Annotated in this window: 14 protein-coding genes; 7 read left to right on the top strand and 7 right to left on the bottom strand. The window is 76.2% G+C overall.

Annotated features, from left to right (window positions below; all coding sequences use genetic code 11):
* Positions 1-28: 28 nt before the first annotated feature.
* The 4 genes from LG943_RS19860 to LG943_RS19845 form a co-directional block, all read right to left on the bottom strand.
* Positions 29-1,651 (bottom strand): glycosyltransferase, encoded by a 1,623-nt coding sequence (locus LG943_RS19860; protein WP_270073827.1) that lies wholly within the window; start codon positions 1,649-1,651, stop codon positions 29-31.
* Entirely contained in the window at positions 1,648-3,699 is a 2,052-nt protein-coding gene (locus LG943_RS19855; RefSeq protein WP_270073826.1) for a glycosyltransferase, read from the bottom strand. The genes LG943_RS19860 and LG943_RS19855 overlap by 4 nt, the downstream gene beginning before the upstream one ends.
* On the bottom strand, positions 3,696-4,718 hold the full coding sequence (locus LG943_RS19850; RefSeq protein WP_270073825.1) for a class I SAM-dependent methyltransferase: 1,023 nt from the start codon (positions 4,716-4,718) through the stop codon (positions 3,696-3,698). The genes LG943_RS19855 and LG943_RS19850 overlap by 4 nt, the downstream gene beginning before the upstream one ends.
* A gap of 346 nt (positions 4,719-5,064) precedes the next feature.
* Positions 5,065-7,128, bottom strand: coding sequence for an acyltransferase family protein (locus tag LG943_RS19845; RefSeq protein WP_270073824.1), 2,064 nt, complete (start codon positions 7,126-7,128; stop codon positions 5,065-5,067).
* Between the two features lie 355 nt (positions 7,129-7,483).
* Here LG943_RS19845 and LG943_RS19840 point away from each other — a divergent pair, with 355 nt between their 5' ends.
* The 5 genes from LG943_RS19840 to LG943_RS19820 all read left to right on the top strand — a co-directional run bounded on the left by LG943_RS19840 (position 7,484) and on the right by LG943_RS19820 (position 16,901).
* Positions 7,484-8,032, top strand: a complete 549-nt coding sequence (locus LG943_RS19840; protein WP_270073823.1) for a hypothetical protein — start codon at positions 7,484-7,486, stop codon at positions 8,030-8,032.
* Positions 8,033-8,116: 84 nt separating this feature from the next.
* A complete protein-coding gene (locus LG943_RS19835) occupies positions 8,117-9,760 on the top strand; it encodes a DUF2397 domain-containing protein (protein ID WP_270073822.1) in 1,644 nt (547 codons plus the stop codon).
* Positions 9,757-11,199, top strand: coding sequence for a TIGR02678 family protein (locus tag LG943_RS19830; protein ID WP_270073821.1), 1,443 nt, complete (start codon positions 9,757-9,759; stop codon positions 11,197-11,199). Before LG943_RS19835 ends, LG943_RS19830 begins: the two co-directional genes overlap by 4 nt.
* A gap of 708 nt (positions 11,200-11,907) precedes the next feature.
* Entirely contained in the window at positions 11,908-16,377 is a 4,470-nt protein-coding gene (locus LG943_RS19825; protein WP_270073820.1) for an SbcC/MukB-like Walker B domain-containing protein, read from the top strand.
* A 161-nt stretch (positions 16,378-16,538) separates the two neighbouring features.
* On the top strand, positions 16,539-16,901 hold the full coding sequence (locus LG943_RS19820) for a hypothetical protein (RefSeq protein WP_270073819.1): 363 nt from the start codon (positions 16,539-16,541) through the stop codon (positions 16,899-16,901).
* 42 nt (positions 16,902-16,943) lie between these two features.
* Here LG943_RS19820 and LG943_RS19815 read toward each other — a convergent pair whose 3' ends face one another.
* Complete coding sequence (locus tag LG943_RS19815) at positions 16,944-17,669, bottom strand: SDR family NAD(P)-dependent oxidoreductase (RefSeq protein WP_270073818.1); 726 nt, start codon at positions 17,667-17,669, stop codon at positions 16,944-16,946.
* A gap of 90 nt (positions 17,670-17,759) precedes the next feature.
* Here LG943_RS19815 and LG943_RS19810 point away from each other — a divergent pair, with 90 nt between their 5' ends.
* Together LG943_RS19810 and LG943_RS19805 are read left to right on the top strand one after the other, a co-directional pair.
* Entirely contained in the window at positions 17,760-18,371 is a 612-nt protein-coding gene (locus LG943_RS19810; protein ID WP_270073817.1) for a MarR family winged helix-turn-helix transcriptional regulator, read from the top strand.
* A gap of 220 nt (positions 18,372-18,591) precedes the next feature.
* Positions 18,592-19,206, top strand: a complete 615-nt coding sequence (locus tag LG943_RS19805; RefSeq protein WP_270073816.1) for a superoxide dismutase — start codon at positions 18,592-18,594, stop codon at positions 19,204-19,206.
* A gap of 101 nt (positions 19,207-19,307) precedes the next feature.
* On the opposite strand, the gene LG943_RS19800 is transcribed toward LG943_RS19805, so the two are convergent.
* The gene (locus tag LG943_RS19800; RefSeq protein ID WP_270073815.1) at positions 19,308-19,982 is read right to left on the bottom strand and encodes an HAD family hydrolase; all 675 of its coding nucleotides are present in this window, start codon (positions 19,980-19,982) and stop codon (positions 19,308-19,310) included.
* A 122-nt stretch (positions 19,983-20,104) separates the two neighbouring features.
* Positions 20,105-20,749, bottom strand: a 645-nt coding sequence (locus LG943_RS19795; RefSeq protein WP_270073814.1) for a transposase, incomplete at its 5' end; no start/stop codon positions are given.

Genomic DNA, 20,749 nt, shown 5'->3' with positions numbered 1-20,749 from the left:
AAGCCCGCCACCACGCCTGCCGTTGCCGTCAGCGCGCCAGGCGGCGCGCCAGCCGCGCGGGCAGTCCGCGGCTGAGCCAGGCCAGCCGCCGCTCCAGGCGGTCGGCGCGCTCGCGCTGGACGCGGGCCTCCTCCTCGGCCTGGCGCAGCCGGACGTGCCAGTCGGTCGGCGGCTCCTCGGCGGGGCCGTCGGCCAGCACGCCGGGGCCGCGCACCCAGTGCAGGCCGAACAGCCGCTCCACCGCGCCGTCCAGGTCGTCCTCGGGGGTGCCCAGATGGCGCGCCCGCGCGTAGGCGGCGGTGCGCTCCAGCCGGATGGACCCCGGTCCCGACGCCGGCACGCCCGCCGCCGCCACCCGCACCAGCCCGGCGCACTCGCGCTCGGCCGCCTCGGTCAGCCGGGTCAGGCCGCGCGGCGCCGGGCGGCAGCCGGCCGGCAGGGTGAGGCGGAAGGGCACCAGCGGGTCGGCGGCGGGCGCGGTGTCGGCGAAGCGGATCCGCGCGTCGCCGCGGAAGGTCTCGCGGATCAGCCGCAGGTCCAGGCGGGGGTCGTCCAGCGGCGCGCGCCGGTCGTCGGTCAGGGTCGACCACGGCCCCACCAGCCACACCCGGATGTCGGCGGTCTCGCCCGCCAGCAGCGCCGACACCGTGGTGTCGGCGTCCTCCAGCCCGGCCTCGGCGACGTCGACCACCACGTCGACGTAGGGCACCGCCCACTGGCGCGGCCCCTGCTTGCGCCGGTTGGCGAAGTTGGGCACCCGCGTGGCGACGTAGGGGTGGCGGAACCGGGTGCCGGCGTCGCGCTTGGCCTGCATCTGGCTGCGGCCCAGGTGCCAACTGCTGGTGTCGGTGTCGGGCACGAACACCGCGCCGGTCTGGGCCACCCGGTAGGCGAACTCGGAATCGCCACCCAGGACCATGTCCTCGGCCATGCCGCCGGCCGCGTCGAACACCGCCCGGTGCAGCGACCCGGTGGCGCCGATGAACACCCGGTAGGCCAGCGGGTCGGGCCGGGTCAGCCGGTCGGTGCGGGCGATGACGCCCTCGATCCAGTGCGGTTCGGCCGAGGCGGCGTCGAACAGCCGGTCGGCCTCGCCGGCGGCCACCGCGCGCCGCACCTCGGCCGGGTCCAGGGCGCCGGGGGTGAAGGGCACGAACATCTTGTGGCCCAGGACCGCGAGGTAGTCGGCCCGGTGGTGCCAGCGCGCCTGCGACTCCACGTGCTCGCGGAAGACGAGCATGTCGGCGTCCAGCCGCAGCACCACGGCGCCGTCGCTGGCGGCCACCCCGCAGTTGACGGCGTGGCCCGAGCCCCAGGCGCCGGGCGCGGCGGTGATGAGGCGGGTGTGCTCGGGGCGGATCTCGGGCAGCCGCAGCGGCGGGGCCGACCCGTCGTCGACCACCACCACCTCCATGAGGTGGGCGGGGTAGCTCTGCGCCGCCAGGGCCGCCAGCACCAGGTCGAGCTTTTCCTGGTGGCCGTGGGCGGGGATCACGACGCTGACGGGCAGGTGGGGGGTCCACTGCCCCAGCGGGGGGACGTCGAGGACCGTGTAGTCGTTCCGGGTGATCGGGGGGCGGGGCACCGCCGGTCCGGCGCCGGGGTCGTCCGCCTGGTCCGTGGCCGCGCCGCGACCGCCGAGGATCGTCACACCGACTCGCTTTCCTGTTCTCGGGTGCCGGGCCGCCCGGCCGGGTCGTCGTCCAGGAGCAGCCCGCCGGCCCAGCGCCCCGGCCACTGGCGGGCGGCGTCGCGCAGGAAGTAGCCGGCGTCCTCGCTCCAGGTGTGGCCCGCGGCCCGGCGGCGGACCAGGTAGTTGTGGCCGTGGGTGCGGTAGATGCGGCCGCCCCCGCCGGCCACGCCGAGCAGCAGTTGGGTGTCGATCGCGCGGGGCAGCGGGCGGAACCCCCCGCACTCCTCCAGCACGGTGCGGTCGAGCATGAGGGTGCCGCCGGCGACGAAGGGGCCGGTGGTCTCGGTCTCGACCGGCCGCCACACGGTACGGTCGATCTCCTCCAGGTAGATGAACTCCTGGGCGCAGCCCACCAGGTCGGCGGAGGCGTAGGTGCGGGCCAGCAGCAGGTCGCCCAGGTGGTGGGGGCCGTACCAGTCGTCGTCGTCCCACTTGGCGATCACGGTGCCCGCCGCGCGCCCGGCGGCGTTGTTGAGCACGGTGCCGAAGACCTCGTCAGCGGGGGCCTCGTAGACCGTGACCTCGCGGCCCGTGCGGGCGAAAGCGGCCAGGGCGCGGCGCACGCGCGGGTCCTCGGCGGTGAACCCGTGGAGGGCGAGCACGACCTCCAGGTCCACGTCGCGCTGGGCGGCCACCTGGGTGAGCGCGAAGTCCACCATGTCGGGCCGCCGGGTGCACAGCAGCACCGAGACGCGGGGCTCGGGCACCGGGCGCACCCCGGCCTGGTGGGCGAGTTCGCGCCAGCGGGCGGCGGTGCCGTGGGTGCGCAGCGCCGCGCGGCGCAGATGGATGCTGTGGCGCTCGCGGGCCAGCCGGTCGTCGAGGTCCTGGGCGGTCACCGAGGTCAGCAGCGCGGTCAGCTCGGGGCCCAGCGGCTCGGCCCAGCCGGGGACCTCCTCGCAGAACAGGGGCACCCCGCCGGCGGCCAGGCCGGCCACGGCGCGCGCGGCGGCCAGCGGACCGGCGTGGCCGCGCCAGCCCACCTTGACGCCGCGCAGGTCGCGCAGGCCGGCGATGTCGGTGTCGGTGACGGCGCCGGTGGGCGGCAGCTCCAGGTAGACCCGGCGGCCGTAGGCGATGACCGCGCGGCCGTCGCGCACGCCGAACTCGGCCACGCGCGGCCGCGACTCCCCGGTGAACCCGATGGGGTTGACCACGCGCTCGTCCACGGGCGGCAGCCGGCTGCTGCCGAACCCGCCGGCGGTGCCCTGGCGCACGCGGTCCACGCCGTCGGCGGCGCCGATGCGCTCCCAGGTCAGGGCGCCGGCCGGGTAGCGGTCGACGGCGGGCACGGCCTCGTCGCGCCAGTCGGGCAGCCGGCCCTCGCCGGTGCGCAGGGCGATGTCGGCCACGGGCGTGGAGCGGTGCCGGGGCACCGGGCCGCGCGGCGCCACCCCCCGGGCGCGCGGGACGGCCGGGCGCCAGGCGGGCGCCTCGGTGCCGCTGAGGGCGGTGGGGGGCGCGGTGGCGGGGCCGCGGCGGCGGCCGATGGCGCCGAAGGCGATGGCGTCGAGCGCCGGCGCGGTCTCGACCGGCTCCAGGAAGAACAGCTCGCACGCCCAGCCGCCGCCGTCGAGGCGCACCACCCGGGCCTCCTGGAGGTCGCGCCACTGGCCCAGCCCGGGGGCGGCCGGCAGCGGGGGGTCCAGGTGGGCGGCGGGGGCGGTGAGGAGGACGACGACCTGGTGGGTGCGGGGCAGGCGCGCGCCCAGGCTGACGGCGCGGCGCAGGTCGGCGACGGTGGTGGCGACCACCGCGACCAGCCCGACGTGGTCGGGGGCCTCGGGCGCGGGCTCAACACCCTCGCCCTGTAGTGCGGCGTCGGTCTCGGCGGGCAGCAGCAGGGGGTCGCCGTTGGGCGGGGTGCGGTCGAGGTTGACCACGAGGTCGGCGGGCAGCAGCGGCAGGCCGCGCAGCGGGCTGTGGGAGCCCGCGCCGACGTGGCCGAGCAGGGCGGGGCGCTCGCCGCGCAGTTGCAGCGCCCGCCGCAGGACCTGCTCGGTCACAGCGCCGTCCGGGTGAAGACGCGGGCGCCCTTCTCGGCGGCCTCCTCGCGGGCGGTCAGCTCCGGGTAGTCGGCGACCCAGCGGTCGCTGATGGCGCGCTCGTCGGGGCGGGCGGCGTCGTCCAGGACGAGCACGGCGTCGGGGGCGCAGCGCGGCATCAGCACCGGGACGGCCGGGTAGCGCGCCTCGGCGGCGGTGGCCTCGGGCGGGCCGTCGATGAACACCAGGCCGATGTCGTGGAGGTCCTCCACGGCGGTGGTGTCGTACCAGGGCTGGGTGCGGGCGTCGTCCTCGCCGGCGGTGTCGGGGGTCCAGTCGGTCAGGGGCGCGTGGCGGACCTCCACGATGTCGTCCAGGCCGTGGTCGCGCACCAGTTGGCGGGACAGCTCGGCGTAGCGCGCGTCGTGCTCCAGGGCGATGAGGCGCCCCCCGCCGGAGCGGCGCAGCGCGTAGCCCAGCCAGACGCTGGAGGCGCCGCTGCCGCACTCGACCACGAGCTTGGGGTGGCGCTCGTCGATGAGGCGGACCAGCACCCGCATGACGTCGGGCGAGGCGGCCCAGCCGCGCAGCGAGGGCATGAACGGCGCGGGGCGCAGGAAGTCGCGCAGCTCGTTCCAGGCGACCTGCTGCTCGTAGTCGTTGCGGCCCTGGAGGTTGACGGCCTTGGCCACCTCGGCGGAGACCCGGGGGATGGCCTGGGCGCGGACGCGCTTCAGCTCGTTGCGGGCGCCGTCCAGGGACTTGACGATCTCCATGCGGTCGGTGCCGATGGCCTCGGAGACGGTGCGGGCGCCGGCGTCGATGCGGCGGTCCAGGGTGGAGACCCGGCGGGTCAGCCGCACGGTCAGCCAGGCGTTGCCGGCCACCGCGGCTCCCACGGCCCCCAGTCCGGCCAGCAGCACCGCGCCCTCCCAGCTCAGCACGCCCAGGGCGGCCAGCGCGGCGAGGACGGCGACGCCCACGGCCGCGGCGGCGAGGACGGCTGCCAACTGCTTGAGCCGGGGACGTAGGAACCGCATGGTGATGCCTCCAGAGTGGTCGGGCCGCGCCGCAGCGGGGGCGGAGCCGGGGGATTCCCGCGCCGGTGAACGGCGGATCGTATCAGCGCGGTGGGGCGGGTGTCAGGGGCCGCCGGGGGGTGGACCGGGTGGCCGGGGTTCCTGTGCGGGGACCCGCGCGAAAACCGTCGTAACGGCGGAATTCACCTGCGATACGGATGAAATCGACAGTAACGCAAGGAAGGTGTCCCGGCAGGGGAACGGCGCGCCTTACCGACACTTCGCCGATGTTGTTCTTCCAATGTTCATGATCGAATTACCACGGTGCCGCCGGCGGCGGGGACCGGCGCGCGCGGCCCGCCGGCGGTCACCACCCGGTGGCCGCCTTCAGGCGCGCCTCCAGCATAGGGGCCAGGGTGGCGCTGTAGGTGGCGGTCAGGTGGGAATGGTCCCAGTAGACCAGCACGTTTCCGATCACCGCGGGGCACCTGCCCGCCGGGCACACGTATTCCGTGAGGTCGATGAGGTGCACATTGTCGGGAATTCCGCTGACCTGGAGCGCCGGATCGCGCGGGGCGTGGCTGAAGGACTCCGGCGACACGCATTCGGCCGGCCCGTTCTCCTCCACGCACTCGGCGCCGGAGTAATTCAGCCGGGGCAGATCGCGGATGCCGATGACCTCCACACCCAGCGCGTCGAGTTGGCGCCAGCGCTCCACGAACCCGGGGTGCACCCGCTCCCCCGCGCTGGTGGCCCGCGTGGATGAGGTGAGCACCGCGTCGGGGCGCAGCCGCTCCAGGTGGTCCATGGCGCCCTCGCGCCAGGTCTCGCACTCGGGGAAGGGCCGGCCGTCGCGAGTGGGCGGATCGGTGCTGAACTGGCAGCCGCTCTTGGTGAGCGAGACGACCCTCCAGTCGTTGTCGCGGGCGGCGCCCATCAGGGCGGGGAACCAGTGCGCGGTGCGTGAGGCGCCCACCAGGGCGATGGTGCGGGTGGGCGTGTCCGAGCCGTACTCGCACACGACCGCCTCGGCGTCGTCCAGCCCGGCGTGGCAGCCGTCCAGGAACGCCTGGTTCTGGTCGTCCTTGGCGTCGGCGGGCGCGGGCAGCACCGGGACGTCGGGCTTGGCGGCGTCGACCCGGGGGTCCACCAGCGCCTGCGCGCCCGGGTAGGCGATCTGATCGGTGGCCAGGTCCTGGCGGCGCTGGCGCTGCTCCTCCAGGTCGGCCGACCACATCGAGGCGGCCGCCAGCACCGGTACCAGAGTGGCCGCGGCCACCGCCAGGGGCCAGGCGCGCCCGCCGCGCACCCGGCCCAGCGCGGCGGTGCCGTCCTCGACCAGCGCCTTGGTGAGGGCGGCCAGCACGCCCGACACCGCCAGCACCAGGCAGCCGCCGAGCACGCCGGGCAGCTCGCTCCCGGAGATCTCGCGGTAGCAGACCAGCACCGGCCAGTGCCACAGGTACAGCGCGTAGGAGTGGTCGCCGACCCAGGTGAGCACCCGGTGGCCGAGCAGCGCGTCGGCGCCCCAGGCTCGCTTCGATCCGCCGCCCAGGACCACCAGCACGGCCGCGCCGGTGGGCCACAGCGCGATGTAGCCGGGGAACAGCGTGGAGACGTCGACCAGCGCACCGCACAGCACCAGGGCGGCCACGCCGACCCAGCCCAGCACCGCGCGCAGGGCGCCGGGCAGCCGCAGCAGCGGCAGGGCCAACGCCAGCAGCCCGCCCAGCGCGAACTCCCACAGCCGCGCGCCGGTGTCGAAGTAGGCCCACGCCTGGTCGGCGGCGGTGGCATGCACCGAGTAGGCCAGTGAGGCGGCGAAGACCACTGCCAGCGCCGCCGCGGCCGCGCGGCGCACCGGCGCGCCCAGGGCGCGGGCCGCCAGGGCGGCCGCGGCGATCAGCACCGCCCACACCAGGTAGAACTGGCCCTGGATGGACAGCGACCAGAAGTGCTGGAGCGGGGACACCGCGCCGTCGCGCTCCATGTAGTCGACCGCGTTCAGCGCCAGGTGCCAGTTCTCGTGGTACAGCGCCGAGGCGACCGTCTGGTCGGCGACCTCCTGCCACTGCGAGGCGGGCAGCCACACCGCGGCGGCGGCCAGCACCGCCCCCAGCACCACGGCCGCCGGCGGCACCAGGCGGCGCACCAGCCGGGTCACAAACGGCACGAACCGCACCCCGCCGTCGCGCTCGGCGGCGCGCAGCAGGGACCCGGTGATCAGGAAGCCGGTGATCAGCAGGAACACGTCCACGCCGCCGGAGACCCGGCCGAACCAGATGTGGTAGGCGGCCACGAGCAGCACGGCGACGGCGCGCAGGCCCTGGATCTCGGGGCGGTAGCCGGAGGGCCGGGCGCCGGCCGCGCGGGCGGCCGCGGCGCCGTCGGCGGGCGGGGCGGCCACGGCGGCGGAGGCAGGAGCGGACATGGAGGCAGCGAACCGCCTATCTGGGGGCAGGGGTCGCGGGGCGGGACCGCGCCCGGGCCCCCGCGCGGGCGGGAGCGGGCACGGGCCAGGAGGGGCCGCCGCTCCCCGAGCCTGTAAAGCTCCCGGCGGCCGGTGTCGGGCGGGCGACGGACGGGCCACGCGCCGCTGAACAGCGGCGCACATGTCGGCGACGGGCGCGGTCGGGCCGCCGTCCCGACACGCCCAACTGTGGACGATGGCCCCACAGGTGCGCGTTGGCCCCACAATGGCACGAGGTGCACATCCGCGCCAGCCGGGGGCAACCGCCGCCGCGCCGCCGCAGTGCCTTCCAGTACCGCCACAGGAGGTTCGTCGTATGCGCGTCTTCGTCCTCAACACCGGCCGCTGCGGGTCGGTGACGCTCGCGCGCGCCTGCGAGCGGCTGACCAACTACACCGCCGGGCACGAGACCCGGGCGCGGCGCGTCGGCGACGACCGGCTGGACTACCCCGACCAGCACATCGAGGTCGACAACCGGCTGTCGTGGTTCCTGGGCGCCCTCGACGAGCGCTACGGCGAGGAGCCGCTCTACGTCCACCTGCGGCGCGACCCGGTGCAGGTCGCCCAGAGCTTCGCCAAGCGGTGGGAGAACGGCAACCCCGCCGGGGTCATCACCGCCTTCGCCACCTCCCTGGTCATCCACCCCGCGCCCTGGCCCGACGCCCAGCGCATGGAGGTGTGCCGGTTCTACGTGCAGACCGTCACCGCCAACATCGAGGCGTTCCTGGCCGACAAGCCCAACCAGATGACCGTGTGGCTGGACGACGCCGCCACCTGGTTCCCCGCCTTCTGGGACCGCATCGGCGGGCAGGGCGACTACGACGCCGCGCTGGCCCAGTTCGGCATCCAGCACAACGCGAGCTGAGGGCCGCCCCGCGCGCCCTCAGCCGCAGGTCACGCCCTGGTGTGGCCGCGCGCGTCACCGCGACGCACTAAGTTGGTGCGGGTCATGCCTAACGAAGCCGACGACCACCCGCCGGGCGCCGCCGACCACCCGGCCGACCCCTCCGGCAGCGGCCCCTTCGACCGGCTGCGGCTCTACGGCTACCTCACCGCACCCGAGCGGCGCACCTACCTGGCCGTGATGCGGCTGTTCACCTCCACCCTCATGGCCGACCTGGGCGCCGGCGAGGTCGCCTCGGCGCTGGCCGCCGCCGAGCGGCGCGGCGAGATCGACCCCGGCGAGTCCCGCCTGGAGGTCGTGGTGGACCGCCTGGAGCAGCTCGCCCGCTGGGGCAACCTGGTGCCCGGCCGCCGCGAACCCGCCGCCACCATCGCCGAGTTCACCCGCAGCCGGGTGCGCTACCAGGTCGCCAAGCTCGCGGTGCGGGTCCAGCGCGACGCCGAGGACGTCCTGGAGGTCGCCGAGGGCGCCCGCGAGGTCTCGCGCGAACTCCTGCCGGCCATCGAGCAGGGCCTGGCCGACGTCGAGCGCACCCTGGGCGACCTGGCGGCCTCCGCCGCCGGGCGCGGCCCCCACGACGCGTCGGCGCGCGGCCTGCGCGAGCAGCTCGCCCAGCAGGTCACCACCCTGTTCCTCCAGCACGAGGAGTTCGCCGCCGCCGTCCGCGACTTCTACGCCTACCTGGGCTCGGTGATCGCCCGCTACGACCTCGCGCCCGCCGAGATGACCGGCTTCAAGCACATGCTGCTGGAGTACGTGGAGCTGATCGCCAAGGACGTGCTGCGCCACTCCGAGCCGATCGTGGCGCGCCTGGGCGCCCTCAACCGCCGCCGCGCCGACCTGCTGGACCACCTGGGGGCCGGTCCCGGCGACGACCTGGCGCCGCGCCCGGGCCGCCTGGGCCAACTGGAGCTGATGGAGCGCGCCCCGGGCCGCCGCGAGGCCGACTGGGACGGCCTGACCGGCTGGTTCATCGGGCTGCCCGGCCGGCCCTCCGAGGTCGACGCGCTGCGCGAGGCCACCAGCCGCGCCATCACCGCGCTGTTCGCCAACGTCAAGCGGGTCACCGGCGCGGGCGGGGTGGACCCCGGGCGGCGCCGCGACCTGCTGCGGCTGGCCGCCTGGTTCGACTCCGCCGAGCCCGAGGCGGCCCACGACCTCTACGCGGCGGCGTTCGGCCTGTTCTCTGCGCGGCACCTGGCGCTGGCGCCCGAGGACGACTCCCCCGACCCCGCGCGCACCTGGGCGCGGGGCCGGCGCGTGGACGTCGAGGTCAACGTCCGCAGCCGGGGCGAGCGCACCCCCGGCGGGCAGGTGCCGCGCGTGGGCGACGACCCGCTGGGCCGCGCCGCGCTGCTGGAAGAGGAGGAGCGCCGCCACCGCCGCCGCGCGGCGGCGGTGGGCGAGCTGTCGGCGGCCGGCGCCGACCTCGCCGGCGCGCGGCTGTCCAGCGACGCCCTCGAGGTGCTGTGCGAGCTGCTGACCCTGGCGGGGGCCACCCGCGACGGCACCGCCGACCGGGGGGTGGCCGCCGACGCGGTCACCGGGCTGACGGTCGAACTGGAGCCGCGCCCCGCCGGCCAGGTCACCCGCATCGGCTCGGTGCTGGGCGACCTGGAGCTGCACGGGGTGGACGTGCGGCTGCGGGTGGACGACCCGCTGCTGCCGCAGGCGGAGGGGGCGCCGTGAGCGGGCCGCGGACCGCGCGGCGCGACCCGCTCGCCGGCGGCGAGCCGGCCGCGTTCGAGGGGTTGGACGCCATCGAGGCGGCGCAGGTGCGCCGCTGCGTGCGGGTGCTGCTGCGGCGCCCGCTGCTGCGCGCCGAGGGGCCCGACGGCGAGACCCTCTCGGCGGTGCGGCGCTACGCCGACAGGTTGCAGACCCTCTTCGCCGCCTACCTGGGATACCGGCTGGTGGTGGAGCCGGGGTTCGCCCGGCTGTACAAGACCGGCCGCACCCCCGACGGCGTGCGCGGCGCGCACAAGCCCAACGGGGCGGCGTTCACCCCGCGCGCCTACGCCTACCTCGCGCTGGTGCTGGCGGTGCTGACCGGGGGCGGCGGGCAACTGCTGCTGTCGTCGCTGGTGGCCGAGGTGCGGGCGGCGGGCGCCGAGGCCGGGCTGGACCTGGGCACCGGCATCGTCGACCGGCGCGCGCTGGCGGCGGCGCTGCGCCACCTGATCGACCTGGGCGTGCTGGCCGAGACCGACGGCAGCGTGTCGCCGTGGGCCGAGGACGCCGACCGCGAGGCGCTGCTGACCGTCGACGCCGAACTGCTGGGGCACCTGGTGGCGGCGCCGCTGGGGCGCCACGCCTCGCCCGAGGCGCTGGCGGGGGCGGTTGAGGACGCCGGCGCCGAGGGCGGGCCGGCCCCCGCCGACGAGCGGCACGCGGTGCGCCGCCGCCTGGTGGAGGACCCGGTGGTGCTGCTCGCCGCGCTGCCCGCTGCCCAGCGCGACTGGCTGCGCGCGAACCTGCGCGCCGAGGCGCACCTGCTGGAGGAGTTGACGGGCCTGCGCATGGAGGTCCGCGCCGAGGGCGTGCTGGCGGTCGACCCCGAGGGCTACCTGACCGACCGCGTGTTCCCGGGGACGGGCACGGTCGCGCGCATCGCGCTGCTGGCGGCGGCCGAACTGCTGGCGGACCCCGGGGCGGGCCGCACCGGGCCAAAGTCCGCCGCCGGGGACGCGGAGGGGGACGGGGAAGGCGCGGAGCCTTCGCCCGGCGCGGCGGGCGGCGCGAGCGAATCGGAGCCCCCCGGCGAGCCAGTAGAGCCCGTAGAGCCCACCGAGGACGGCTGGACACCGGTGGCGCCCGGCCGCCTGCGCGCGGTCGCGGCCGCCATCGCCGAGCGCTACCCCCGGGCGTGGTCGCGCGAGGCCGTCCGCGACACCGGCCGCCTCGCCGAGTCGGTCGCCCACGCCCTCGCCCAGGCGGGCCTGGCCCGCGTGCGCCCGGGCGGCGCGGTCGAACTGAACCCGGCGGCGGCGCGGTACCGCCCCGTCCCCGACGGCCCGGCCGGCGAGGACCCCGGCAGCGGCGAGGCCGCCGAGGACGCGCGCGCCGGCGCGGCCTCGCGCGGGGCGCCCCGCCCCGCCGAGGGCCAGGACGCCCTGTTCGGGTTCTAGCCCGCTTTCCTTCGGCCGCCCAGGGGCGCGGCCGCGACGACGACAGACGTGAGGACCTGACGTGGACAGCGCGCGTGAGCCCGGTGGGCGCGGGGGCGCCGGCGCCCCCGCCGCCCCCGGCGGGCGGGCGCTCCGCGGCGGCCCCGCCGCCGAAAGGCGCGCCCCGGCCGGAGTGCGCGCGGCCACGGCTCCACAGCGGGTGTGCGGCCGCCGGCCGGCTCCGCGCGGAGGTGGCGGCCTCCGCCACCGCGCGGGGCCGCACTGGCCCGGGGACCACGGCGCCCTTCCCCGCCCGCACCGCCGCTCGCTGCCTGTCCACAGCCCCGGGCGACCGCTCGCGCGGCCGGGCCGCCGCCGCGAGACTGGTGGAGATCGAGAAGTACGCGGCACCGGCCCCTCCGCCGGGCGGGCCGGGCCGGCTCCGCGCGCGGCCCTCGGCAAACCGCCCCGGCCAGGCGGCGTGCCCCGGCCGCATCCCACCCGCTCGGCGGGTGCGCGCCGGTTATCCACAGCCGCCGCATCCGGGTCGCGGACGCGATCCGGCACCGTAAGACTGAGAAAGGCAGGCGGCGCACCCCGTCGAACCGCGCCCGGCCCGGTCAGCACCGGGCGGGCCGCCCCGCACCGCCGCCGCACCGGGCCGCCCCGCGTCTCCGCCGCCCCGCCCGCCCCTGTCCCGACCATGATCGATCGGAGTGAACCGCAGCCATGTCTCTCCCCGAGGTACCCACCCCGGAACCGGCCGGTGGCGAGCCCGCGGCGAGCGCCCCCGGGGCGCCGCGCGAGCGGTGGCGGCTGCACCGGGGCGGTGTGGTCAACATCTGGCAGTACCGCGACGAGGAGTTCGACCTCTCCGGCGGCCGCGTCATCTTCAAGGGCACCAACGGCTCCGGCAAGTCCCGCACCCTTGAACTCCTGCTGCCCCTCTGCCTCGACGGCGACCTCCGCAACATGGGGTCCAAGGGCTTCGACACCGTCAGCATGAGCCGGCTGATGCTCGACGACTACACCGAGGGCACCATCCGCGTCGGCTACGCCTGGGTCGAACTCCGCCGCGTGTCGGCCGACGGCACCGAGTCCTTCCTCACCTGCGGGGTGGGCGTCAAGGCCAGCGCCGCCGGGCGCCAGGTCAGCGACTCCTGGCGGTTCATCACCCCCCAGCGGGTGAACAAGGACTTCGCGCTGATGGAGCAGGACCGCCCCATCAGCCAGGCGCGGCTGCGCGAACGCGTCGGCGACGACTCCGTGGTCAGCGGCCAGGAGGCGTTCCAGCAGCGGGTCGCCGCCGCCGTCTACGGCATCAGCGGCGGCAGCCGCTACACCGACCTCCTCCACCTCCAGCGCACCCTGCGCAACCCCGACATCGGCCTGAAGGTGCTCCAAGGCCAGTTGGAGCAACTGCTCTCCGACGCCCTGCCGCCGGTCGACCCCGACGTCATCTCCCGCACCGCCACCGGCCTGGACAACCTCGAAGGCGTGCGCCGCAACGTCGCCCGGCTGCGCCAGGCCGACTCCGCGCTGGGCGGCTTCCTCACCGGCTACCGCGGTTACGCCCTGGGCGTGCTCGCCGACCGCGCCGCTGCCCTCGACAAGGCCGAGGCCGAGGTCGACCGCGCCGCCGCGCGGCGGGCCAAGCGCGAGCAGGAGCGCGCGGCGGCCGAGGACGCCCTGCGCGCGGCCGAGGCCGAGCGCGACACCGTGACCGAGCGCGCCGAGGCCGTCCAGACCGAACTCGACGCGTTGAAGGCGTCCCCGGCCTACACCGCCCTGGGCGACCTGGAGGACAAGGAGGCCGTCGTCGCCTCCCAGCGCCGGCACGTGGCGGCGGCGCTGGACAACGCCGACGGCCTGCGCGCGGCCGAGGACCAGTCGATCGGCGCGATCGAGCGGGCGGGTGCCCTGGCGGTGCGCCTCGGCGACACCGTGGCCTCCCAGGCGGCCGAGGCGCGCGAGGCCCTGGCCGGGATCGGCCTGCGCTCGGCCCTGGGCGCGCTGCCCGACCTGCGCCCCGACCTCGCGCGCACGCGCGTCGCCGCGCGGATCCTGCGCTCGCCCGAACCCGGCGCCCGCGCCGAGGAGGTCGAGCGCGAGTGCGCGCCCGCCGTCGACACCGAGGCGCTGGAGCGCGCCGCCGCCCAGGCGCGCGAGCACGTCGCGGCGGCCGGTGAGGCCGCCGCGCACCGGGCGCCCGAACTCGCCGGCCTGCGCGCCGAGGCCGAACGCCTCGCCGAGGACGACTCCCGCCTCCAGCGGCTGGGCGAACGCGCCGCCCAGGCCGCCGAGGACGCCGCCGAGGCCGGTCGGCGGGCGCGGGAGAGCGAGGAGCGGCTGCACGGCCTGGGCCGGGAGTGGGCCGACTCCGTGCGGCGCTGGTACGCCGAGGCCCTGCCCGCCCACGACCGCCCCGGCCCCGGCGAACTCCCGCCCCCGCCCGAGGCCGACGCCGTGGCCACCGACCCCGAGGGCTTCCGCGACACCCACCGCGACATCCGCGCGGCGCTGCGGCCGCGCCTGCGCGCGGCCCAGCACGCGGTGCTCCAGGCCGAGCAGCGGCTGGCCCAGGCCGAGGCCGACCGGGTGCGGCTGGAGGCCGAACGCGACCGGCACGGCGAGACCGCCGAGGTCGACCCCGCCGCGCCGCCGCTGACCACCGCCAAGCGCGTCCCCTCCGACGGCGCCCCCTTCCACCGCCTGGTCGACTTCCACACTGACACCCCCGCCGACTCCCGGGCCGCCCTGGAGGCGGCGCTGGAGGCCGGCGGCCTGCTCAACGCCTGGGTGCGCGCCGACGGCGGCATCAGCGGCCCCGACTCCGCGCCCGACACCGGCGACGACACCTGGGCGGTGCCCGGCCCGCCGTGCTCCGGCCCGTCGCTGGCCGACGTCCTGCGCCCCGCCGCCGCCGACACCCCCGTCTCCGACGACACGGTCGCGGCCATCCTGCGCTCGGTGCCCCTGCTGGCCACCGGGGCGGGCGCTGTCGGCGCCGCCGACCCCGGCACCGCCGCCGCCCCGGCCTCCTCGGAACCGGCTGCCTCCCCGGCCGCAGCCCCCTCGTCCGCCCCGGCCCCCGGCGCACCCGACCGCCCCGCGGCCGCGGCGGCCCCGCCCGCCGGTGCCGGGGCCGCCGCGGACGGCGCCGCACCGGGTCCGGTGGCCGACTCCGTGCCCGGATCCGCGCCCGGTTCCGGCGGCGCTCCCGGTCTTCCCGCGTTCTCGCTGGACGGCTGGTGGCAGGCCGGTGTCCTGCGCGGGCGCCACCGCAAGGCGGCGGCCGAACTGATCGGCTCGGGGGCGCGCGAGCAGGCCCGGCGCCGCCGCCTGGCCGAGGTCGAGGACGAACTCGCCCGGGTCGACACCGAACGCGCCGAGTCGCGCGCCGCGCTCGCCGAGGCCCAGCGAAACGAGGCCGCCTGGAACACCTGCCTGGACTCCTTCCCCGACATCGGCGAGGTCCTGCGCGGCCGGATCGAGACCCAGACCCGCCGCTCCGCCGCCCAGCGCTCGGCGGCCGACGCCGAACGCGCCGAGGCCGAGCACGCGCGGGCCCGCGCCCGCGCCGCCGCCGAACGCGCCGAGCACCAGCGCGCCTGCGCCGACCTCGGGGTGGCCGCCGGCCTGGGCGAACTCCGCGACCTCTCCGAGCGGGCGCACCGCGCCGCCGACCTGCTGGCCGCCACCGGCGCCCTGCTGGAGCGCGACTACCCCGAGGCCCTGCGCTCGGTGGCGGCGGCCCGGGCCGACCACGACCGCACCGCCGAGGCCCGTGCCAAGGCCGAGTCCGACGCCGCCGAGACCCACCGCGCCTACACCGAGGCCCACGCCGTCCTGTCCACCCTGCGGGCCAGCCTGGGCCGCGACGCCGAGCAGGTCGGCGCCGAGATCAGCGCCTTACAGGAGGAGCGGCGGCTGCTGCGCGCCCGGGCGCCCAAGGCCCAGAGCGAGGTGGAGGCCGCCATCAAGGCGCTGGCCGACGCCGAGGCCCGCGTGGCGGCCGTGGACGTGCAGGTGGCCGACGCCCGCGCCAAGGTCGCCGACGCCGAGGACGCCCTGACCGACGCCGCCGGGGTGGGCGGCGTGTGGGAGGCGGCCACCGGCGAGGTCGAGCCGCCGTTCGAGCGCGCCGACCTGCGCGCCGCCCTGGCCCGCGCCCTCGCCGCGGACACCCCCTCCGGCACCGATCCGGCCGGGCGAGCCGGGCGGGCCGGGCGCGGCGCCGGCGACCCCGCCGCCCTGGAGCGCGACCTCATCGGCCGTATCCAGACCCTCCAGGCCGCCCTCGCCGGAACCCACGACGTCCAGGCCGACCGCGACCACGGCATCCTCACCGTGACCGTCAGCGACGAGTCCGGCACCGCCCCGGTCGCGGCCACGGCCCGCGCCACGGCCGCCCGGCTCGCCCAGGCCCAGGACAACCTCACCGAACGCGAGGAAGGCGTCTTCGAGGAGTACCTGCTGGGCGACATCGCCGAGGAGCTGCACCGCCAGATCCGCGCGGCCGAGGCCCTGACGCGGCGGATGAACACCGTCCTGGAGGGCGCCCACTCCAGCCAGGGCGTGCGGGTGGAGCTGTCCTGGGAGCCCGCGCCGCACCTGGACCCCGCCGAGCGGTCGGCGTTCGCACTGGCCAAGAAGTCGGTGGCGCAGCGCACCCCTGAGGAGAACGACCGGCTGCGCCGCGCGCTGATGGACCGCATCCGCGCCACCCGCGAGCAGGGCAGCAGCACCGGCTACGCCGAGGTCCTTGCCGGCGCGCTGGACTACCGCCAGTGGTACGCCTACCGGGTGCGCATCCACGACACCGGCCCCGACGGCAAGCCGCGCGACCGCCGCGTCCGCCAGCTCTCCTCGGGCGAGACCCGCCTGGTGTCCTACGTGACCCTGTTCGCGGCCAGCGCGGCGTTCTACGACGCCCTCCAGGCCGGGGCCGACGGCCCGCTGCGCATGGTCCTGCTGGACGAGGCGTTCGAGCGGCTGGACGACCCCACCATCGCGCGGCTGCTGGAGCTGCTGGTGGACCTGGACATGGACTGGGCCATCACCTGGCCCTCGGGCTACGGCGTCTCGCCCCGGATCGACCGCATGCACATCTACGACGTCCTCAAGCGCAAGGGCGCCTGGGGGGTGGCCTGCGCCCGCACCACCTGGACCGGCTCCGCCTTCGAGCGGGCCGGGTAGCCCGGCCGCCGACCGCCTGCCCCCGCGCGGCGGGTCCGCGCGGGGGCGGGCGGTCGGCCCGTGCCGCTGCCGCCGTCCGCGCCGGCACCGCCCCGCGCGGAGGTTGTCCGGTGCGCGCCTGGGCAGTGGGCCCTCGTCCGAGCACACAGGAGGGGGCACCCATGTCCGAGAACCGGCCGGTCGAAGGCGAGCACCGCTACCAGCAGCGGATCGATTCCCCCGACCAGCACGAGGAGCGCCCGGGCAGGAGCCTGGTCACCACCAACCACGACGTGATCCGCCGGTGGGCCGAGGACCGCGACGCCCGGCCGGCCACGGTCCCCGGCAGCGAGTACGACGGCCGCCCCGGACGGCTGCTGTTCGACTTCCCCGGCTACTCCGGTGAGTCGCTGGAGCACATCGACTGGGACTCCTGGTTCGCGGCGTTCGACGAGCGCGGCCTGAACTTCATCTACCAGGAGCACAAGAAGGACGGCCAGCCCAGCAACTTCTTCCAACTGGAGAACCCCACCGAGAACTCCTGAGGCGCCCGGCCGCCACCGCGCCCGCCGCCGGCCACCGCCCGCTCAGCGGGTGGTGTACTCGCCGCCGTTGACGGCGATCACCTGGCCGGTGAGCTGCCGGGCGGCGGGCGAGCACAGGAACGCCACGGCGCCCGCCACGTCCTCAGGCGTGCCGGCCCGGCCGGTGAACGTGGCGTCGATGAGCGCGGTGCGGCGGGCGTCGGTCAGCCGGTCGCGGAAGAACTCGGTGTCGGCGATGTAGCCGGGGGCGACCACGTTGGCGGTCACCCCGCCGCGCCCCAGCCGCCGCGCCAGGCCGATGTTCCACGACGCCAGGGCGGCCTTGGCCGCGCCGTAGGAGCCCGATCCCTTGTCGGCGGCGATCGAGCCGATGCTGACCACCGCGCCGCCGGACGCCAGCCGCTCGGCCAGCGCCTCGGTCATCAGGACCGCGCTGATCAGGTTGGCCTCAAGGTTGGCCCGCCACGCCAGCGCCACGGCCGCGAGGTCGCCGGGCTCCTCACCGTCGAAGTCGGTGTTGCCCCCGGCGTTGTTCACCAGGACGTCGACCGGCCCGTCAAGACCGTCGGCGAACGCGGCGACCTGCCGGGGGTCCGCCGCGTCGCACACGACCGCGCGCACGCCGGGCCCGAGTTCGGCGGCGGCGGCCTCCAGGGGTGCCGCGCGCCGCCCCGTCACCACCACGGTGTCGCCCGCCTTGGCGAACACCGCCGCCACGGCCCGGCCGATACCTGTTCCGCCTCCGGTGACCACGACCGTACGGCTCATCCCCGTCACCCCTCTGCTCCGCAATGACGTACGTTTAGGTCTAAACGATAGCAGCTCGTTTAGACCTAAACGACAAGGAGGGCCGACCCGATGACCGACCGCGCCCGCACCGGGGACGACCCGCCCCCGCCCGCCACCGCCCCCGCGCACCTTGACCCCGGCGACCCCGTCGACGCCATCGCGCTGGCCTGGCTGCGCGAACGCCCCGGCACGCCCGTCACCGGGATCGGCATCGTCACCCGCCTCTGGCACGCCGCCAAGCTCCTGGGCGAGGACCGCCGGCGGGTCCTGGCCGCCGCCGGCCAGGACACCGCCACCCTCGACCTGCTCAGCGTCCTGCGCCGCAGCGGACCGCCCTACCGCCTCACCACCCGCGAACTCGCCGAGCGCACCATGGTCACCCCCGGCGCGGTCTCCCAGCGCGTGGCCCGTGCCGAGCAGGAGGGCCTGGTGGAGCGCGCGGCCCCCGCACCGGGATCGCGCGCGGTGGCCGTCACGCTCACCGACCGGGGGCACGAGGTGGTGGAGTCACTGGTCGACCGGGTCCTGGCCCGCGAGGCCGACCTCGTCTCGGGCCTGGCCCCCGAGCAGCAGCGGGCGCTGGCCGAACTCCTGCGCGTGCTGCTGGCCGACCTGCACACCCGGCTCGGCGACCGGCCCATCTCCCAGGTCGGCACCGAGCCCCCGGGCCGGAGCGGCTAGCCTCGCCGCCACCACCCGCCCCGCTTTGCGGGCGCCACCGGGGCGCGCGGATTCAGCCGGAAAGGCGCGGGTAGTGCGGGGGTGGGCCGCCCGGATTATTCCCGACCGGACCTGTCAGAAGGGCTATACGGCCGGGCCCGCACGGCTGCTGATAGCTTCTGTAGCAGCGATCAAGGGTCGCCCGATAAACACTTAAACCGCGTCAGGAAGGTGCCTAAGAATGCCTGCGCCGTACTCGCTGCCGGAGCTTCCCTACGACTACGCAGCGCTGGAGCCGTGGATCTCCGGTCAGATCATGGAGCTGCACCACGACAAGCACCACGCCACGTACGTCTCGGGCGCCAACACCGCGCTGGAGAAGCTGGCCGAGGCTCGCGAGAAGAACGACCTGAGCACGGTCAACCTGCACCAGAAGAACCTGGCGTTCAACCTGGCGGGGCACGTCAACCACACGGTCTTCTGGCCGAACCTGTCGCCGGACGGCGGCGACAAGCCCGAGGGCGAGCTCGGCGCGGCGATCGACGACCAGTTCGGCTCCTTCGACGCCTTCCGCGCGCACTTCAGCGCCGTGGCCACCGGCGTCCAGGGCTCCGGCTGGGCCATCCTCGCCTGGGACATCCTGGGCCAGCGGCTCATCATCGAGCAGCTCTACGACCACCAGGGCAACCTCGCCGCGGGCTCCTACCCGCTGCTGATGCTCGACATGTGGGAGCACGCCTTCTACCTTCAGTACAAGAACGTCAAGGCGGACTACGTCAAGGCGTTCTGGAACGTCGTCAACTGGGCCGACGTGCAGCGCCGCTTCGAGGACGCGCGCAAGGTCCAGTTGGGCTGACCCAGCGGTTGAGCCCGACCCAATGAGGGGCGGCGCCTTCGGGCACCGCCCCTCATTCGCGTGCGGGGCCTGGCCCGCCTCCGGGCGCGGGCCGGGCGGCCTCAGCGGCGCAGCAGCTCCATGGCGGCCCGGGGGCTGTCCACCACGGGGTGGCCGGTGGCCGCCAGGCGCTCGCGGCTCATCATGCCGCTGGCCACCAGCAGCGCGTGGGCGCCCACCGCGCCGGCCGCGCGGGCGTCGTCGTCGATGTCGCCGATGAGCACCACGGTGGCGGGGTCAAGGTCGAGCGCGTCGAGGTGAGCGGCCAGGTGCTCGGCCTTGGAGTCCTCGACCGTGTCGTAGCGCCGGCCGTCCACGCGCAGGAAGTGCGCGGTGAGGCCGCGCTCCTCGATGAGCGGCACGAGCGCGTCGTGCCCGGCCATGGACAGCAGCGACTGCGAGCCCCCGGCGCGCGCCCAGTCGACCAGCATCTGCGGCGCGCCGTCGGCCAGGCGGCAGGCCGGCAGGGCGGTGCGGTAGTGGCTGTCGTAGATCTCGTTGATGCGCGCCCACTCCGCACCGGTGAGCGCGCGGCCCAGCAGGTCCTCGTAGCAGGCGATGAGGGGCCGCCGGAAGAACGACCGCCAGTGGTCGAGTTCGACGGGATCGCGGCCGAAGGCCGCGCACACCCCGTTCAGGCCGGCGAGGTTGGCGTGGTTGTCGTTGAGAAGGGTGCCGTTCCAGTCCCAGACGATGTGCTTGATGCCGCTGAGGTGGGGAAGCTCGTTTTCTACCACTCTGTGCACTGTAGGGGACGGATGCCGGGGTGCCCAGCCCGCGCCGGGCCCGCGGCCCGTCCCGGCCAGGGTCCAGGCACCCGGCCGCCCGCTAGATCGTTGATGGGGAATTGGTGTCCTGGTCAGTGGTCGTAAGCGATCAATGACCGCTTGACCGGGGCCCCGATCAGCCAGTTGTGCCAGATCGCGGCGTTGAGCGCGCAGACGCGCTGGCAGGTGCGCGCCCACAGGCCCTCGGTGGTGCGGGCGGCGTGCCGCTCCTGGCCGAGCTGGTTCTTCAGCGTCCAGATGACGGCTTCGATCCGCTGGCGCAGCCAGGACGGGAACACCTTCACCTGGGGTTCGGGCTCGTCCTGGCGGACCGGGCGGATGAGCAGATGGCCCAGTTCCTCCGCGGCGGTCTCGATCCCGGCTCCGGCGAAGCCCTTGTCACACACGATCGGCACTGGCCCTGGGCCGGGCGCGCAGTCGTGGACGTGGAGCAGGTGCAGGGCCTGCTTGCGTTCGTCCAGCTCCTTGGGGTGGGCCAGGGAGAAGGCGGTGATGGCGCCGTCAACGGTGGTGATGAGCATGAGCTTGGCGCCCCAGTAGAAGGCGTGGTGGGACTTGTCCATCCCGTACCCGGCGATCTCACCCAGGCCGGAGCGGTTGACGGTGACGCGGGAGGCGCCACAGCGCAGGGGGGTGCCATCCATCAACCGCAGGCGCTCCCACCAGGTGGGCACGGCCCGGGCCAGCCACATCGCTGCTGTGAGCAGGGCCGATCC

It is taken from the genome of Streptomonospora mangrovi (assembly GCF_027604915.1).
In the GTDB taxonomy this organism is placed as follows: Bacteria; Actinomycetota; Actinomycetes; order Streptosporangiales; family Streptosporangiaceae; genus Streptomonospora; species Streptomonospora mangrovi.
The sequence above is the reverse complement of the archived record's forward strand: the minus strand, read 5'-3'. Positions and strand labels throughout refer to the sequence as shown.

Excerpts from the sequence above, each read along its gene's own strand:
- LG943_RS19850 (WP_270073825.1), bottom strand. The coding sequence starts at position 4,718 with ATGCGGTTCCTACGTCCCCGGCTCAAGCAGTTGGCAGCCGTCCTCGCC.
- LG943_RS19820 (WP_270073819.1), top strand. The coding sequence starts at position 16,539 with ATGTCCGAGAACCGGCCGGTCGAAGGCGAGCACCGCTACCAGCAGCGG.
- LG943_RS19845 (WP_270073824.1), bottom strand. The coding sequence starts at position 7,128 with ATGTCCGCTCCTGCCTCCGCCGCCGTGGCCGCCCCGCCCGCCGACGGC.
- LG943_RS19840 (WP_270073823.1), top strand. The coding sequence starts at position 7,484 with ATGCGCGTCTTCGTCCTCAACACCGGCCGCTGCGGGTCGGTGACGCTC.
- LG943_RS19815 (WP_270073818.1), bottom strand. The coding sequence starts at position 17,669 with ATGAGCCGTACGGTCGTGGTCACCGGAGGCGGAACAGGTATCGGCCGG.
- LG943_RS19825 (WP_270073820.1), top strand. The coding sequence starts at position 11,908 with ATGTCTCTCCCCGAGGTACCCACCCCGGAACCGGCCGGTGGCGAGCCC.
- LG943_RS19805 (WP_270073816.1), top strand. The coding sequence starts at position 18,592 with ATGCCTGCGCCGTACTCGCTGCCGGAGCTTCCCTACGACTACGCAGCG.
- LG943_RS19810 (WP_270073817.1), top strand. The coding sequence starts at position 17,760 with ATGACCGACCGCGCCCGCACCGGGGACGACCCGCCCCCGCCCGCCACC.
- LG943_RS19835 (WP_270073822.1), top strand. The coding sequence starts at position 8,117 with ATGCCTAACGAAGCCGACGACCACCCGCCGGGCGCCGCCGACCACCCG.